At 36.7% G+C, this 16246-nt stretch carries 25 protein-coding genes and 1 CRISPR repeat array; all 25 genes read left to right on the top strand.

All coding sequences use genetic code 11. The features are described 5' to 3' along the window. Positions 1 to 43 precede the first annotated feature (43 nt). The 25 genes from AsAng_RS17525 to AsAng_RS17405 all read left to right on the top strand — a co-directional run bounded on the left by AsAng_RS17525 (position 44) and on the right by AsAng_RS17405 (position 16242). On the top strand, positions 44 to 2251 hold the full coding sequence (locus tag AsAng_RS17525; protein ID WP_264788394.1) for a VapE domain-containing protein: 2208 nt from the start codon (positions 44 to 46) through the stop codon (positions 2249 to 2251). A gap of 24 nt (positions 2252 to 2275) precedes the next feature. Then, positions 2276 to 2533 (top strand): hypothetical protein, encoded by a 258-nt coding sequence (locus AsAng_RS17520; RefSeq protein ID WP_264788393.1) that lies wholly within the window; start codon positions 2276 to 2278, stop codon positions 2531 to 2533. Between the two features lie 43 nt (positions 2534 to 2576). Then, entirely contained in the window at positions 2577 to 3233 is a 657-nt protein-coding gene (locus tag AsAng_RS17515) for a virulence-associated E family protein (protein ID WP_264788392.1), read from the top strand. Continuing rightward, positions 3223 to 3453, top strand: a complete 231-nt coding sequence (locus AsAng_RS17510; protein WP_264788345.1) for a hypothetical protein — start codon at positions 3223 to 3225, stop codon at positions 3451 to 3453. The genes AsAng_RS17515 and AsAng_RS17510 overlap by 11 nt, the downstream gene beginning before the upstream one ends. Before the next feature lie 20 nt (positions 3454 to 3473). After that, the gene (locus AsAng_RS17505; RefSeq protein ID WP_264788391.1) at positions 3474 to 3962 is read left to right on the top strand and encodes a hypothetical protein; all 489 of its coding nucleotides are present in this window, start codon (positions 3474 to 3476) and stop codon (positions 3960 to 3962) included. 5 nt (positions 3963 to 3967) lie between these two features. After that, entirely contained in the window at positions 3968 to 4150 is a 183-nt protein-coding gene (locus AsAng_RS17500) for a hypothetical protein (RefSeq protein WP_264788390.1), read from the top strand. Positions 4151 to 4510: 360 nt separating this feature from the next. Further along, positions 4511 to 4828, top strand: coding sequence for a hypothetical protein (locus AsAng_RS17495; RefSeq protein ID WP_264788389.1), 318 nt, complete (start codon positions 4511 to 4513; stop codon positions 4826 to 4828). A 92-nt stretch (positions 4829 to 4920) separates the two neighbouring features. Next, positions 4921 to 5451 carry a hypothetical protein gene (locus tag AsAng_RS17490; RefSeq protein WP_264788388.1) on the top strand — a complete coding sequence of 177 codons (531 nt, stop codon included), beginning with the start codon at positions 4921 to 4923 and terminating at the stop codon, positions 5449 to 5451. A gap of 19 nt (positions 5452 to 5470) precedes the next feature. Next, positions 5471 to 6265, top strand: coding sequence for a nucleoside triphosphate pyrophosphohydrolase family protein (locus AsAng_RS17485; protein WP_264788387.1), 795 nt, complete (start codon positions 5471 to 5473; stop codon positions 6263 to 6265). 161 nt (positions 6266 to 6426) lie between these two features. After that, positions 6427 to 6570, top strand: coding sequence for a hypothetical protein (locus AsAng_RS17480; RefSeq protein WP_264788386.1), 144 nt, complete (start codon positions 6427 to 6429; stop codon positions 6568 to 6570). After that, a complete protein-coding gene (locus AsAng_RS17475) occupies positions 6567 to 7466 on the top strand; it encodes an LPD1 domain-containing protein (protein ID WP_264788385.1) in 900 nt (299 codons plus the stop codon). Before AsAng_RS17480 ends, AsAng_RS17475 begins: the two co-directional genes overlap by 4 nt. Positions 7467 to 7648: 182 nt before the next feature. Then, entirely contained in the window at positions 7649 to 8020 is a 372-nt protein-coding gene (locus tag AsAng_RS17470; RefSeq protein WP_264788384.1) for a hypothetical protein, read from the top strand. A 33-nt stretch (positions 8021 to 8053) separates the two neighbouring features. Continuing rightward, on the top strand, positions 8054 to 8401 hold the full coding sequence (locus AsAng_RS17465) for a hypothetical protein (protein ID WP_264788383.1): 348 nt from the start codon (positions 8054 to 8056) through the stop codon (positions 8399 to 8401). 38 nt (positions 8402 to 8439) lie between these two features. Beyond that, positions 8440 to 9435: a hypothetical protein gene (locus AsAng_RS17460; protein WP_264788382.1), complete on the top strand. Its 996-nt coding sequence runs from the start codon at positions 8440 to 8442 to the stop codon at positions 9433 to 9435. After that, a complete protein-coding gene (locus tag AsAng_RS17455; protein WP_264788334.1) occupies positions 9425 to 10183 on the top strand; it encodes a hypothetical protein in 759 nt (252 codons plus the stop codon). Before AsAng_RS17460 ends, AsAng_RS17455 begins: the two co-directional genes overlap by 11 nt. Then, a complete protein-coding gene (locus AsAng_RS17450) occupies positions 10113 to 10583 on the top strand; it encodes a hypothetical protein (RefSeq protein ID WP_264788333.1) in 471 nt (156 codons plus the stop codon). Before AsAng_RS17455 ends, AsAng_RS17450 begins: the two co-directional genes overlap by 71 nt. Positions 10584 to 10603: 20 nt before the next feature. Beyond that, on the top strand, positions 10604 to 11038 hold the full coding sequence (locus AsAng_RS17445) for a hypothetical protein (RefSeq protein ID WP_264788381.1): 435 nt from the start codon (positions 10604 to 10606) through the stop codon (positions 11036 to 11038). Continuing rightward, positions 11035 to 11619: an N-acetylmuramoyl-L-alanine amidase gene (locus AsAng_RS17440; RefSeq protein ID WP_264788331.1), complete on the top strand. Its 585-nt coding sequence runs from the start codon at positions 11035 to 11037 to the stop codon at positions 11617 to 11619. The genes AsAng_RS17445 and AsAng_RS17440 overlap by 4 nt, the downstream gene beginning before the upstream one ends. A 2-nt stretch (positions 11620 to 11621) precedes the next feature. Continuing rightward, positions 11622 to 11909 carry a hypothetical protein gene (locus AsAng_RS17435; RefSeq protein WP_264788380.1) on the top strand — a complete coding sequence of 96 codons (288 nt, stop codon included), beginning with the start codon at positions 11622 to 11624 and terminating at the stop codon, positions 11907 to 11909. Positions 11910 to 11923: 14 nt separating this feature from the next. After that, positions 11924 to 12547 (top strand): hypothetical protein, encoded by a 624-nt coding sequence (locus tag AsAng_RS17430; protein ID WP_264788379.1) that lies wholly within the window; start codon positions 11924 to 11926, stop codon positions 12545 to 12547. After that, a complete protein-coding gene (locus AsAng_RS17425; protein WP_264788378.1) occupies positions 12548 to 12757 on the top strand; it encodes a hypothetical protein in 210 nt (69 codons plus the stop codon). After that, positions 12754 to 12990, top strand: coding sequence for a hypothetical protein (locus tag AsAng_RS17420; RefSeq protein ID WP_264788377.1), 237 nt, complete (start codon positions 12754 to 12756; stop codon positions 12988 to 12990). Before AsAng_RS17425 ends, AsAng_RS17420 begins: the two co-directional genes overlap by 4 nt. Before the next feature lie 403 nt (positions 12991 to 13393). Beyond that, positions 13394 to 13873: direct repeats of the CRISPR family, unit length 36 nt; unit sequence GTTTCAATGCTACTTTAACTGCAAAACCACTTTAAG. Positions 13874 to 14663: 790 nt separating this feature from the next. Beyond that, entirely contained in the window at positions 14664 to 14951 is a 288-nt protein-coding gene (locus AsAng_RS17415) for a hypothetical protein (RefSeq protein ID WP_264788327.1), read from the top strand. A gap of 50 nt (positions 14952 to 15001) precedes the next feature. Continuing rightward, positions 15002 to 15733, top strand: coding sequence for a hypothetical protein (locus tag AsAng_RS17410; RefSeq protein WP_264788326.1), 732 nt, complete (start codon positions 15002 to 15004; stop codon positions 15731 to 15733). Positions 15734 to 15972: 239 nt separating this feature from the next. Then, positions 15973 to 16242, top strand: coding sequence for a hypothetical protein (locus tag AsAng_RS17405; protein WP_264788325.1), 270 nt, complete (start codon positions 15973 to 15975; stop codon positions 16240 to 16242). The last annotated feature ends 4 nt before the right edge of the window (positions 16243 to 16246 follow it).

Genomic DNA, 16246 nt, shown 5'->3' with positions numbered 1-16246 from the left:
ATAAAAAATAGATAGAGAAAACATACTCCCATAAAAACATATTATGAATGTTACCTTATTAAATGGGCTATACAAAACACAGAAAGGACATTATGAGCTGTCAGAAATTATCAATCAGATAAAGAAAGGTGTGTACACTCCAAGCGTTGTAGCCTGTAGAAATGCTCTAAATTTTAAAGGGAAGCGAGCCTATCAAAAATTAAAAGTAGGACTGGCTTGTTTTACACCATCAGGGAAATTTGGACAAGCATGGACGACAAAAGATGGAGAGCGCAAACCGATACCACCAACGAAGCGCCATTTGTTAGAATACAATGGAATAGTAGTACTGGACTATGATGGTTTAAAGAATGAAGAATTAATGTTTTTAGCCTCGGACGTAAAGTCCTGCCCTTATACTTATGCTTGCTTTTTTTCGCCTTCTAATGCAGGATATAAAGTGTTCGTTAAAACGACGAATAGTGATGCACAAAAGCATAGCAACGCATTTCAAGCCGTAAGGGCTTATTATCAAGAATTGACAGGAATAGAGGACGATAAATCAAGTAGTAATTTTAATAGATTGTGCTTTGTTTCTGTTGATTCTCAATTGTATCACAATGAAGCGAGCAAAGCTTTTGAGGTGCAACAAACCTTATTTGAAGAAAAGAAGAAAGAATCAACGCCTAGGCAAGTGATTGCACAAGAGGTAGATTTAGACGATATAACAAAGGCAATAAAACGAATAGAATCGAATGGATATAGTTTTGTAGATGGTCAACGGCATGAGTTCAGAAAGCAATTTAGTATAGAGTGCGTAAAATTTGGCATTCCCAAAGAAGACTGCCTCTATTTTGTAGAAGCAAATTTGGTTACAGTAGATACCAATCTGAAGAAAGCTTTTGATGTTGTAGAATGGGCGTATACAAATATAAAAGAAGTAGGCATCTATGCGACATGGAAAAAAGAGAACGGGAAGACAGGAGGAAAAAGTAAGCCGAAAAAGAAAGAGTATAAGCCAGAGTTATATCAAGCAAAGGAAACAGAAAAGCGAACCATATCCATACCTGAATTGGATGATAGTGAAATAGAGGGACTAGATAAAAAGATAAAGGAAGCGATATGGTATCAAAAAGAAGTAGAAGCAACCTTAAAAAAGTATATGGATTTTAGAATCAATATACTGAAGGATAGAGAAGAATACAAGATGAAGGAGGACAAGAAGTACAAAGCAATAGATAAAGTAGAATACAATGAGATCGTACGCTCTCTAATGTTTCATGGAGTAAAATGTACACCTAACAAATTGGAAAGTATTATCCTATCTCATTTTTCAAAACAAGTACATCCCTTAAAGGAAATGTTTGAAGGTTGGGGCAATAGTTTAGGAAATGATAAAACGGACTATATAGCCCAAGTAGCTAAGTTTGTGAAAACAGATGCACCCAAAAATCTATTCCTAACGATTTTTAAAAAGTGGTTGGTAGCATCTGTAGCCAATGTTTTTGTAGAGGAACAATGCACGAATCATCATTGTATAATCCTATGTGGGAATCAAGGAACGAACAAAACAACCTTCTTTACGTCCTTGTTTAGTTCTGAATACATATTCACAGGTCATATAGACCTGAAAAACAAAGATAGTATGATAATGCTATCGGATACTTTTATAGTGCTGTTGGATGAGCAATTTAGTGTACTGGATAAAGAGAAGGATTGGGAGTCGCTAAAGAGTGCGATAACGATGCCCCGAATAAAGGCCCGTTGGGTTTATGCAAAGCATAGCAAGTTACGGCCACGGATTGCCAATTTCTGCGGTACGGCCAATCGAATAGAAATTTTACAAGATGATACAGGCAACCGCCGTTTTGTCCCTTTTCAGTTAACAGAGCCAATCAATATAAATGGCTTGAAAAAGATAGATATACGGAAAATGTGGGGGCAAGCCTATCAACTATACCAATCGAATTGGTTCTATCTGCCTAATGCAAAAGAGAAAAGCCAAATAGATAAATATCAACAGGGTTTTAAGAAGCTGAATAATGAGCATTATTTAATCATGGATATGTTTGAGCCATCGCAGGGGGAAGAAATGGAGCTATGGTCGAGCAAAGAGATTTGGAATAAGTTAGATAAGGATTATAACATAGGTAGAGAAGTGAGCATAGCAAAAGTGGGTAGAGCTATGAATTTTCTATCCTTTATTCAAAAAACAGTAGTGCGCCCTTCAGATAATAAAAGGGGTCGATACTGGCTAGTAAAACGCTTATAAATGGCAATTAATTAAGCCCAAAAGATGAACGATAAAAAAAGAATAGAGGAATCAATCGAGGTAGAAATACTAGCACTTTTTTTAGAAATGTCAGATGCTGAACTTATAAAGAAAAAGCGCCTGTTTACCAATTATCAAGCCAATAGGATTAAGCGAGGAGCATCCATAGAGTTAGTGAACATGCGTTTGTTCTGCCTGTCTGAAGCAATGCGAATAAAACGCTTTACTCAAAAGCTAAGAGAGGTTAGAGCTGCTATGTGTTTTCTATCCTTCAGCAACTAAAAGAGATCAATACTTAAAAATTAAATTATCAAGATAAAAAACAATGGAAGCATTAAAAAAATTATTAAAGGAATTCTCTGAAGAAGTAGCAGGAGAAACAAGAGATTATATAGAAGAAGTTTCAAAACTAGTACCGACCAATTCCGCCCCAGGAGTATTTGACCAGGTGTTTAAAAAGTGGGTGGTAGCATCAATAGCAAATCTATACGAAACGGATAAGAATACAAATCCTAATTGCTTGGTTTTGTGTGGCGGTCAGGGAATGAATAAAACAAGCTTTTTTACCTCCTTGTTTAGTCCTGAATACATATTCATAGGGCATATTGATCTGAAAAATAAAGATAGTAGAATGAGGCTATCAGATACTTTTATTATCGTGTTGGACGAACAATTTAGCATACTAGATAAGGAGAAAGATTGGGAGTCCTTAAAAAGTGCGATCACAATGCCAAGAGTGAAGGCAAGATGGCATTATGAAAAATCTAGTAAGGTATATTCAAGAATAGCGAACTTTTGTGGCACAACAAATCGAATAGAGGTACTGAAAGGCATTACAAACAACCGCCGTTTTGTTCCTTTTCAATTGACAGAACCAATTGATATAAATAGTTTGGAACAAATAGCCATACGCAAAATGTGGGGACAGGCGTATCACTTGTATCAATCAGGTTTTGAATATAAGTTGAGAAATGGAGAGTAGAGCAGATGTTATCATCAATGGAATAGGGTTATTGGCATTTAGTGTTTTAATATGGTTGATAGCTGGCGCATTCCAATGTATTCCAGAATTAACCTTATACGTCTTAGGTGGCTGCATGTTGGCAGAAATAGGAGCAATTTATTGTTTAGCTATAGTGGGCTATCTGTACTATCTAAGGCGCTATATAAGGGAAAAGAAAAAGACTTCAACAAAAACTTAAACCAATCAATAATAGATAAAATGAATTTAATATTTAAGGAAAAAGAAAAGGGTAAAGCGAATTGCTTTATAGAAAAGATATGGCAATCGTTAGATGTAGAATGGAAAGACTTATACCTCTATGCGAATGCTTATAAAAAACAATTTGGTAACTATTGGGAAGGAACAGAAACAAAAAACCTTGCTCCCAAAAAGCATACGATAAGGAGAGATAGAAAAGATAGATGGCAGGTAGGCAGTTTGATTCATTTTATCATTAATCCATACAATGAGAATCGTTTTCAGTTTGCGCCAATCTTGCTTGTTACAGCTGTACAAACAATAAAAATACGGAATATTTTTGATGACCAAAATGGTGTGTCAATAGATGGAAGAGAACTGAGCAAAGAAGAAATCGAAGAATTGGCGATCAATGATGGTTTTGATACCGTAGAAGATTTTTGGAATTATTTTATTTGGAAAGATATGGAAGGAAAGATTATTCATTGGACAAAGGATTTTAAATATTAAAGGACATGGCAAAAAAGATAAAATTAGAGCTTACCGAAAAAGAATTTGGTTTTTTAATAGATGCAATAGATGACATAAGTGCAATGATAGGAGGTGGAGAGCCAGAAGCGGATGAAGCTTTCATAGCAATAGTAGAAAATCTTGACGGCATGTTAAAAAAGAATGGTTATAAACGGCTACATAGTTAACTATGCTAAAGACAGAACAAGAGATCAAGCAAGGGCAATTAAAAGCCCTTCATCAACTATTTAGAACCTTGTTAGGGTTTCGTTTGCAGAGTCGCTCATATCAATTAAATGATGTATTTGAAGCGATGGAAAAGCATCAGGTTAAAACGGATTTAATGCGCCTATTAATCGCATTTGATACCCATAGTACGGCGAATATAACCAAGTATCAAACCTATAAAAAGATAAATCCTTTGGTATGGTTTTTCTATTTCGATTTATCAGAACAACCGAGCATAACAATAGATTATTTTTATAGAATATTTTTTGAAGATAAGCGCCTATTACAAGCAGAAAAAGGCAGCAGCTTAAGGATAAGATATGGACAGCCAAATCAAGAAAATAGAATCAACGAATACGGGGCAAATCGTCTACACGATACCAACAGCAGGAGAGGGCTTGGAATGGGAAATCGTGAAAGAAGAAAACTTGGTAGAATTGACCGACCAAGAAAACTTGATCGCTAAAGCCAAGCAATTAGACGCTAAAAAATTCTTATTGGTTAAACAACAATTATTGGCAGGGAAAAGCTATTCCCAAATAAGGAAAGAGACAGGGATCGCCAAAACAACAATTATCAATTACAAAAAATACTACAGCCAAGCAACACTGGCACTCTTCAAAAAAGGAAAGGCTTAAAACTACCAAAAAAGCTTTTGAAACTACCAAAAAACCTTAAGTGGTAGTTTGGCTAGTGTTGATTCTTAAAAAGTTAGAAACAAACTACCACTATGATTTATTTTATATTGATACTCCTCCCCCTATCGGTAGGGGTAGCGAAGCTGAGCCGATGGTCAAGCAATCGCCGAAAGATTTTATTAAGGCATCAAGAGGAAGTAGCAAGGATAGAAACAAAATTTTATGAAGCCATCCGCATGAAATTTATTCGAGTTCCGATTGTTGTCCAGACAAAAAAGGAGCTGTCCTATTACAATAAAATGAAAGTTCATTACAAAAATTCGACCCGAAAAATAGAGCTATTGCCTTATAATTTGGGCGAAAATGCGACGGCTTATGAGAGTCGAAAACGAGCTTATATTGTGAATTATTGTCGGAGCGAAAAGGAAGAAATTGAGCATGGACAAAAGGCATATTCAAGTTATTTTAATCAAGTACAAAAAGAAGGCTTATTGGCATATTTAAATAGTCCATTTGGGACAGAAAAATCAAAGGAATTTATTTATCAAACAATAGAATTTTTGTTGACCAATCCCAAGGCAGAACATGGCAATTATTCAAGAAGTAAAGAACTGATCTTTTAATAAAAAAATAACCAATAAAATGGAAGATAAAAGTTTAAAAGATGCTATTGAGGAAGATTTTAAAAAGTTAGGTTTTGAACCCAAAGGAGCCTGTTTTGAGTTTAAAACAAATGGCATTATTATTACAATTGACGAACAAAGAGAAGTAAGCGCCTATGTAGAAATTGAAAAAGAGCCTATTAATTTGATAGCAGATACAATAGGCGAATTAGAGGACTGGCTAGAATTTATAGAACTAAATAATACAAACAAATCTAAAGGAATGGACTATAATAAATTATCAAAAGAAATCCACGAAGCTCAAAAGGAAGCAGGGTGGTATGACAACTATAGAAGCGATAAAACACTTTTGCTCTTGATAAAGTCAGAATTATTTGAAGCCTTTGAAGCGTATCGAAAAGGAGAGGCGTATATTCCTTTAGATTCATATTATTTAGAAACCTTGTTGGGTATAGGGGTAGAAGGACATTTTGCAAGTGAATTTAAAGCTACGATAAAAGATAGTTTTGCGGATGAATTAGCCGATATAATGATTCGAGTATTAGATTTTGCAGGCTATAAAGGGATTGAAATAATAATGAAATATGGAGAAACAAAAATCTATTACCCTGATGTACTAGATGATATAGTAAATATGGATAAGTACTTAACAGCACTTTATGATCGTTTTGTTTCAGAAGATGATATTTTCAATTTAATCTGTAAGGTTAAGGATATGGCAAGTAAATATGAAATAGACCTAGAACGGCACATTTTATTAAAATTAGCTTACAATAAAACAAGGGGTAAGCGTCATGGTAATAAAGTCCTCTAGAAGAATAAAAGCAGCTCAAAAAAAAGGGTTGCTTTTATTGGTTAGGAGAGAGAATGCCGAATTACGCCATTAAAAAAAGGAGGAGGGGTAACAAAGCTTGCAAGGCAAAAAAAGAAGGCTTACATTTTGGGAAAATCATTAATTCAAAAAACCAAAAGCACATGAAAAACTTAAAAAAGACAAGAGCAAAACTTGGCAAAGACGAACAAATTTTGGGCAAGGGTATTCCTGATTCTCTGCTGAATCAAAGCAAGTTGAAAAAACTAGGAAAATTAAAAACTAAATCAAAATCAAAGCGCAAATGAAAATTATAGATACCTTACGCCCAGAGGGAGGATCAAAAGCAGAGCAATGGTGGAAGTGTCAAGGATTTGCAGCGATTTACAAAGAGTTCAGACAAGGAGCGATAAGCGATGATCTAAAAAAGATCAAAGACGTTCGAGATGTTTCTGAAGTATTCCGCCTGAAAGGCTATCAATTTGGCAACTGGGTGACGCATGAAGACCGTTTCAATTATTTAGCAGCACTAGCCGTTTGTCTTTACGACTTAAACCGTGTTTTACGCTTTAAAGGCAATAATTTAGGCTTAGACAAGCATTTAGGGGTAGCCTTTGGAGCAAGAGGACAAAAAGGAGCATTGGCACATTATGAGCCATCAACGAACATTATCAACATGACTCGTTACAAAGAAGCGCACCGATTTATTAAACCAATGAGCAAACCAACTCGTTTTGTTCATTCAGGTGGGGTAGGTTCCTTTGCGCATGAATACGGCCATTTCTTGGATTATTTCTTTGGATCAAGGATAGAAACGAATAAAATCTATGCTTTGTCTAATGGGCGCTCAACAGACCCTAGGCGCATTCAGTACGATTCTAAAAAATACCCGATGCGCTATTTGATGGAATCCATCTTAGAAAAAGCCTATTGGAATAGCAAGAAGCAATTAGATTCAGCTTATGTAAAGCGAATTAGAGAGGCTATACCAGAACGTTACTTGGATTATTTTCTAAGAAGAAATGAAATCTTTGCTCGACTATTTGAGCAGTATATCTCCTATAAGCTAAAGGAGCTGAAGATACAAAATGTGTTTTTAACAAAAACCAAGTATCACTCAGTACAATACATGACCCCAACAGAACTAAAGGCAGTAGTACCACTATTTGATAAACTACTGATCCAAATGCGCAAACATTTCTAAGGAATTTATTTCAGTAAAAAATTAAAGAAGCACCTCAAAAACGGGGTGCTTTTTTAGTTGGTGGCAGGAGAATGCTCAATTACGCCATTAAATAGAGGGGGTGAAAGAGGAAAGCTTTTAAATGCTAGAGTCATGCTATAATTTTGTATACATCATTAATTAATAACTAAAATATTAAGCGCATGACCATCTTAAAACTAGCCGTAAGCATTCCTTTTTTTGCGATCAGCATCTTATTGCTGTTCATAGTAATATTGATTGCTTATTTAAGCTATAAATTCTTAAAACGATTGCGAGAACAGGCCGCCCAAGATCAGGCGAAAAAAGCAGCAATAGCATCAATAGCAGCAAAAAAAGCAGCATACGCCAAAACCTCCAAAAGCATAGAAATAGACGACTACGATGAATTTGTATCAGAATGTTTAGCCCCAGCGCCCCAGCTTTCTATCAATACGGCAGCAGCTCAAAAAAAGCGTCATCAAATGAATAAGCTTAAACGGAATAGAAAGCGGAGCAAACAAGCTAAACAGAGCAGAAAAAAGAACCGCCATTAATTTTAAAACCAACACATACTAAAATCAATTCACATGAATGTTCAACAACTTAAGTTAAAAAGAGGTGACCTAATCGAAGTAAAAGGCACAAGCTTAAAATTAGTAGCGCCAAGCACGTTACAAGTAATCCAAGGCAATGCAGCCCTTCAGGCAGCGCCCATGAGGGCAAGGCATAAAACAGATAGCGCCTACCCAATAGATAGAGCGACCGTTTGTGCCGTAGTCCAACAGGAAATAGATCAGTTAGAAATTGCAGAAAATAGAATACTTTGCTCCATAGACGAGGAAGAAATGGAAGGCACTTCTTTTACAGATCATGTAGGGTTAACCAATCAAATTATGGTGTTAAAAGAGGTGCTAAAAAAGATAACAGTACTCTAAAAAAAATGGAAAAAAACCTGAAAAAAAACCTAAAAAAAATGATAGAAAAATCGGAAGAAAATGAAGAAAAAATGATTCTAGGCGCAGAAAACGCAGAAAAGAGCGTTTTTTCAACTTTAGAGGAGGAAGAAAAAACGGAGGAAAAAACGGACTTTGAACAGCACTTAGAATCGCAAGGTTTTAATTTTAGTCCAGGAGCAGAATCTGAAGAGGAAGACAAGGAGGAATTAGAGGACGATTTAGAAGGTGAGCCAACCAGCGATTTTAATGTAGATGATTTTGATGATATAGATTTTGAGGACGAACTAGAGGAAGAGGATGAAATTGATTTTGGAGAAGACATAGACGAGGGAGAAGACCCACTGGACAAGATCAAAGATGATGAAAGTGCTGAAGCATCGAGTACAACAGTAGGAGAGCTACAAGAGCCGATTAGTAGTCCTAAGAATATGGAGAATGTCGAAAAGCTGGCGCATATCCTTTTAAATGGAGCAGATGTACTGAAGGCAAAATTATGCAGTCGAGTAAGTGGAGAACATGTAGCGGAGTATTTGGCAGATGAAGACTTGAAGGCAACGCTAATAGCAGCAATAAAGGAATATTTAGCTACGCAAGAAATCAAGGCACCAACGCCTTTTGGTACCTTAATGATGGCCCTGGGCATGTGGGCGCTGCCACCGTTGGGGCTTGCGGTTTGGGATAAGTATCAATTAAGCTCAAAGAAAGGGAAAACAGAGGAAAAGAAAGAGACTTCAACCGACTTGAACCCAAGTGCAGCCGAAGGAGAAAATGTAGAGGAACAAGAGGAAGTAGCAGGAGAGGCCCAAAGCGATTATTCAGCGTTAAAAGAGTATCAGGAAGGGCGAAAAATATTCTCCTTAAACAAGACCAAAGGCACGTATAATCGCACACCAAAGGGCACCTTTATAAAAACGGAGCATGCCAATGAGCAGCCTAGCCCGATTGTTATGAAGTGGATAGATGAAGGATTATCGAACAAAGAAATTAGAGAAAAATTAGGCTATGGGAAATAACGAACCTTTTTTTTTGGTGTATTTCGGTCGTCAGCATTCAGGGAAGACCTACGATCTACAACGGTTTGTGCAAAACTGTGGAAGAAGTAGCGTTTTTGTCTACAATTCAGGACGGGACGAAGACTGGCAAGGCTATGAAGAAATAGAGCTATGGAGCGATAAAAAAAGCGAAAAGCTGTTTTTTACCTACAAAGGCAAAGATTATGAATTTGCAACGCACTACATGAAAAAATTTAGGGGCAAGAAGGTAAAAGCAATGGAAGCGGATGAAGTATTGACAGAAACCTTACTCTATAAGCAATTAAAAGTAAAAGGACGCTTTAAAGGGCTGTTTTTTATCATAGACGATGCCACGAATATTCTAACCTCGAAATTAACGAAGGCACAAAAATCTTGTTTTTATAGAGCCAAGCATGTAGATGTATGGTTCTGCTTAATTTTTCATGACCCCAATATGTTTCCAAATGGGGCATGGAACGCTCTAACGATGGCAAAATTCTTTAAGAATAATGTAGCGCCCCCGAAGCAGAAAAGCGACAAAATACCGCATTTTAGGCAGATGCAGCAAGCCTATGCAAAGTTGCAGACAGCCCCGAATTATAGTTACTGTACTTTAGTGATGAATACAGGCAAATTAACCTATACACCATATCGTAAACCAAGAAAAACAACAACAAATGTTAATCGAACTACTAAAACCAGAAGAACAACTAAAAAAACTATTCAAAAGAAAACTACCCGAACTTAAAGCAGATTTAATCAGCATGATAGACGACCTGTTTTTGGAGATAGCAGATGCTTGTGAAGCGAATCCGTTTGAGTTGGTCTTAATCCTGTCTAAACGGCAAGAACAGGCAGTCGGGAGCATTTTTAATCGAGAGAAAAGCTGTCTAATTGAAATGGACGCAGGAGCGCTGCTAAAGGACTTGTTTTTAAGACAGCTTCAAGTAGTTCCAGAAGGAATAAAAGGGCTGGTAGAATCAAAATTAGAAGGTCGGGACGTGGCTGCTATCGTAGCAAAGGCTTTAAAAGGAAGGCGTTTATTGATTCATTATGGTAGTGATGATGAATTGATCGTGATAGAGGTCACGAAAAACAAGAAAAAAAGAATTGATTTAGACGAATTTTTTGATACATTGGAATTTTAGTAATTTAATAAACACACAGAATGCCGAACGTAAAAGATACCTCTTTGACCGTTCAACCTCCCATCCCTCAGAAAAAATTAGGCAGACACAGAGATCAAAAAGGCGTGTACTTAGTGCGCCAAGGAGAAACGATATTATATATCGGGTCATCCCAAAACATCTATAAGGCAGCAATGCGCTTATTTCAAAAAAATGGCAAGTTGTCGCATTTAGACCGCAATCGGCTGCAATTTGAGATCATAGAAACGAGCCTAATGTTATCAACGATAAATAGCATTTTAAAACGTCATTATCAGCCAAAATACAACGATCGAATCGACCAAGATACAATCTTAACGAAGCACGAAAAAAGCCAAACGAAGCGAGTATTAGGCGCTTATTTGGATCAAAGCCGATTTGAAGTACAAGGCGAACAAAGAACAGACTTAAACCACTTAAACCCAAAAGAACGATGATCGTTATAATATCGAATGGTCATGGTGGCTTGATTGGTGGGAAATACCAAACAAGGGGTAAACGATTCACTTTTTCAGATGGGACGACCATCTATGAAGGAGAATTTAACCGAGCCATCAAGAATCGAGTTCAGGAGCGATTGACCGAAAAAGGAATACCATTTTACGATTTAGTGCCAGAGCAAAAGGACATCAACCGCAAAACACGAGTAGCACGGGCAAATCACATCTATAGACGAGAGCGCCGTAAGGTGTTCTTAATCGAAATCCATTCCAATGCAGGAGGGGGCGAAGGTTCTGAAGTATTTGTATCAAGAGGGGCAAGCACGAAAAGCAAAGCGTTGGCAAATTGGACAGCAACACTCTATAACAAGCATTTTCCAGAGAGCATTTTTCGAGGGGTAAAGCGAAAAGATTGGGACGTAGTAGCGTTGACCTATTGCCCTGCTATCTTATTGGAAATGTTTTTCATGGACAATGAGCAGGAATGTAAAAAATATCTATTGACCAAAGAGGGCAGAGATCGAATAGCAGCCTATGTCGTGGATATTATTGAGAACTTTATCAAATATCATTCATGAACATGGAAGATAATAGGTCAAGGAAGTTAAGAGCAAAACAAGAACGATACTTATATACTTTTGTACTAGATGGTTTTAGAGGTGGTGAAAACGTAGAGTTCTATAACGATTTAAGCAGCGTACGTTTTGTTTTTGACTACAGAGGAACAGCGAGTGTTAAAATAATTTTCAAGGAAAAAGGGAAACAACGCCATTTAGTAGTTCCAATGCGCCTTTTTGGTCAAATTGCTGACTATCTGCCACCAACGGAAAATGAGGTATATGCAGATCATAACACCCATAATCAATAAATACCATTTTTAAGATGAGAAGAAAGAGCTTTTTTAATAAAGATAATTTTCAATTTATAGTAATCCTAGGTTTGTTTGCTTATATCCTCACGTTGAAGCAATGCGAGCAACAGGGGAGCAGCTCGGAGCAGTACCCGTCCCGAATAGATACGATTGTTCGGATAGATACAACAGCAGCAGCGCCCATCGTAATTCGTATGCCAAGACAGGCAGTACCAAAACCGATTGTAATTTATGTGGACAGTTCAGGGCAACGGCTGCCAACAGCTAAAATAGATACGCAAGTGCATGAAAAAGCACAGCTCTATCAAGATAGTATAGCGGATGAAAATCTAACGCTCTATTATGAATCTACGATCAAAGGACAGCTCTTAAATAATGTTTTGGATTATAAGCTAAAAGTACCAAAACGAATTACCAAAACAATTGAGATTTCAAAGCCTTATCCTATGCCTGTTAGTACGATGTTGCTAACAGGTGGGATCGGTGGCAATATCAACCAATTTTCGAGTATTACGGTAGGATTGCAGTTTGTTTCGGCTAAAGGCTGGGCGCTGGGTTATGATTACGATGTGCTGCAAAAGGCGCATCATGTCAAGCTAGGGATTAAATTATTTCAATTTAAAAATAAACGATAGATGTCTAGTGAATTAGAGGAATGGAGGGATTCTATAAAATGGCAAAAAGGGCTTTTGAGTGTGTGCAACTCTCAACTCTCTCAACTTAGGTATGAAATATCTGAGCGAGAACGGGAAAGAAAGTCTTTAGAGGAAACAAGAGAGAAATTATTAAAAACATTAAAGGCTACTGAAGAAAAGTATGCTGCTGCTAAAACTACAGGCAAATGAAAACGATCACCAAAACAATAGTAGAGGAAGAGGGGGAAATAACAAAAAGTGTTTCGCTGAGTTCTTATCTTGAAAAAATAGAAGTGTCTTTAAAAGAGGATTCGCTAGAGCTGACCTGTTTTGAAATAGATGATTATGGGGAAGAATTACTGAAGTATAAAGCTTCGGTTAGCCTTGATGTATTTCAAAAATTGGAACAAGCGATCAACAATCATCTATTAGCAGAAAAATAAGATAATAAAGCATATTGTTTAAGCATAAAAGAAGCCTTCAATAACTAATTATTGAGGGCTTTTTTATGTTCAATTCAAATTTGAATAACAGCTCCAATTTACCAGGAAAAATAAAATTCTATAATGCCGATGAATACAAGGTTTGAAAAATGAAAATCTAAATTTCTCCAAAAAAGTGCTTTGAACTGCGTACGTTTCAAGTTAAAAAAGTACAAAGCAAAGTTTTAAAACTATGGTGCTTAAAATAAGAAAAACCGCTACAGCTCATTGCTATAGCGGTTTTTCTATGATCTTGATTGCGATAAATTGGATTAATGCTACTTTAACTGCACGAACAGCAATAAAATTGCAACAGCCATTTTATTGCTGAGAGCCGAAGTGCAACGAAGGGCACTTTAAGCTCTAATTAATGCTACTTTAACTGCAAAACCACTTTAAGCAACAGGAGGAAATAATTATTGGGTGACACCTTCTGATACAGTTTCAATGCTACTTTAACTGCAAAACCACTTTAAGCAAAAGAGGTTCTTTTTGTTTTACTGCTCAGGATGGAAACGTTTCAATGCTACTTTAACTGCAAAACCACTTTAAGCTTGCTAGAGAACACCCGTTCAGCTACAGACACAACAGTTTCAATGCTACTTTAACTGCAAAACCACTTTAAGTCGAGAATACGTCGGAGCAAAGTTGCTGATAAGTGTTTCAATGCTACTTTAACTGCAAAACCACTTTAAGGTGCAAACATGTTTTTACAAAACAGTAACGCTGGGAATAGTTTCAATGCTACTTTAACTGCAAAACCACTTTAAGAATATGTCCATATTTTCAAACCTGTAGACTGGAATCTGTTTCAATGCTACTTTAACTGCAAAACCACTTTAAGGTAGAGAGGTCAAAACTTGAAAAACTCAGTATTTATCGGTGTTAGAGGTATAAAACCCTGTCGCAAAAAACGGGCATTTTTAGCCCTGTTTTTTCATTTTGAAACAACAAAAAGTGTGTTTGAGCCTTATTCTCTCCAAGATGTCGCAAAATTTCAAAGAACAATTATCAGTATAACAAGCTTTTTTTCTCTAAAAAAAATGGCTTGTTAAAAAATAGGCACTAATAAAAAAAAATATATGTTTTACTTTCAGTTACTTAATAATAGGCATAAAATCAAAAACGACCAAATAAATGGATAAAAAATAGACTTGTTTTTTAGTGAGTATCAACAACAACACTTCAAAAAACTTAAACCTTACACCTTTTAGGTGTAAACAAAGCCTTTGAACAAGGTTCAAAACCTTATCCTCACTCCTAAAAAGTAACAAGGCAACGCCAAGCAGGCGTAATTCAAAAAAGCGCCCCCTTAGGAACCCCCGCAAAAACGGCATATAGACTAGGATAAAAGCGGCTGTAGAAGGGTGGCGTAATTGGCTGAAATACGCCTAAAACGGCGTTAAAAGCCTGTTTGAAACTCGTTTTTTTGCTGTTTTTTGCTGCATCTTTGTGGTATCAAAAGAGGAATAAAAGAGCAACCCTAAATCAAACCAAGGATGAAAAACTAAACCCTATTTTTATGCTAATACCTGAAACTATAGTGATAGAAATCAAACTGGATTACTTGACGATAGGCTTGGTAGGCACAACAATCTTATTGTTACTAATCATAAAGCAAAAATTCCTATAGGATGAAAGCATTGTTTAAAGTTATTGCACGATTAATCGTTCCTTTCTTTAATGTAAGCTTGTATCAATTGAGTGATGGAATAGATAGTTTGGTATTAAAACTAAAATTCATCGGCTTAAAACAGCAAGCCAATCGCATAATGACGCTATCAGAAGTAATCGAATACCAGCAGGGAGTGATTATTCTATTGGATAGCGTAAAATGCTTGTTTATGCTGCTTTCTTTAGTGTTTTTCTTTTTAGCCAACCAAGCCACTTTTCGCCAGTATTTCAAAAAGCGAAACGCCTAATTACTATCCATTTTTTTCATTAAACCATTGTTAAAAAACTAAATCTTAAGATGAGTACAAAAAACGAAGTAATCCGTATTTACACACCAATTAGCGCAGATTTGTGCGTTCCAACTCCTCACGTAATGATTAGAGGGAAATTATCTTATATGCCATTGCCTGACGATGTTCCAGCAGAATATGAATTGATTACAGATGTAGAAGAGCTGGGAGGTATTGTAGACAAAAAATATTCATTGATCTCCAATTCAAGCGAAAAAGGGCATGAAGAAGAAGGACGCTTGGAGTTGATCTTAGGGGTAAAGCCCAATATTGCGCAGGTTGGCAAAGTAGGCGAGGATGGCTATACAGAAGCAGAAACCCACCCAGCAAAGATTATGGTGAAAGTAGGTTTGGATGGCGACAGCTTGCAAATTTTCCCTTCTAGCACGGCAATTTCTAATTCATTGGTGATTGATGGCACCTATGGAAAAGATACTTTGGAAGTAATTGCCAAATTAGCCCGCAATGGATCGTATTTAAAAATTGATGGAATGCACATTGATGCAGACGATGACAAGCATTTCACGGCAAAAATGGTAGAGCGCCGTTTCTCTCACGATGGCACAAGTGCAGGAGACAAAAACCACTTGTACCCTAAAGCGTTGGCAAGTGATGAACAAACAACGATTCGCACGATTGAGAAGATGAATACATTTTTGGATGGCTTTGTTTACCTAGAGATTCCAGTATATCAAGGAGTAGGAGTAAACATGACCTTAGAAACGGTTTATGTAAAATAAGCCTCAAACAGCAGAAAACTAACCCCTAAATAAGTAAGCCAATTGTCAAACGGTGGCAATTGGCTTTTCTTTTAAAATCTCATTACTTCAGTAGAAATCGTATTAAATTGATTAGCAGCTTTATGAACTTTATTTTGTTTGTCCAATTGTTGAATAGCTGAATATCAATTTAATGCAAGATGCTTTTTTAGTTGTTGTTAGAACTAAAAAATCAATGAAGTATTCAACAATAAAAGACCATGGCACTAGCAAAAACAGGTGTAGTCGGCGATATAGCGACAGGCGACATCAGCATAGACATATTAGGCGGAGGGATCGGGAATCATGGCGTAAGTGGCAAAGATATGGCAGCGATCTTTGGAGCGCAGGCAAGAGCTGAAGCAATTCAATCAGCACGGGAGCGAGAAGAACGCCGCCAGCGCAATAAAGTATTGGCAATTAGTGGCACAATCATCAGCTCTTTATTCCTCTTATTTATACTGTATTATTTCACAACAAAATCCAACTAAAACC

The organism is Aureispira anguillae, assembly GCF_026000115.1.
Taxonomy (GTDB): domain Bacteria; phylum Bacteroidota; class Bacteroidia; order Chitinophagales; family Saprospiraceae; genus Aureispira; species Aureispira anguillae.
This window is presented reverse-complemented; position numbering and strand designations above follow the sequence as displayed.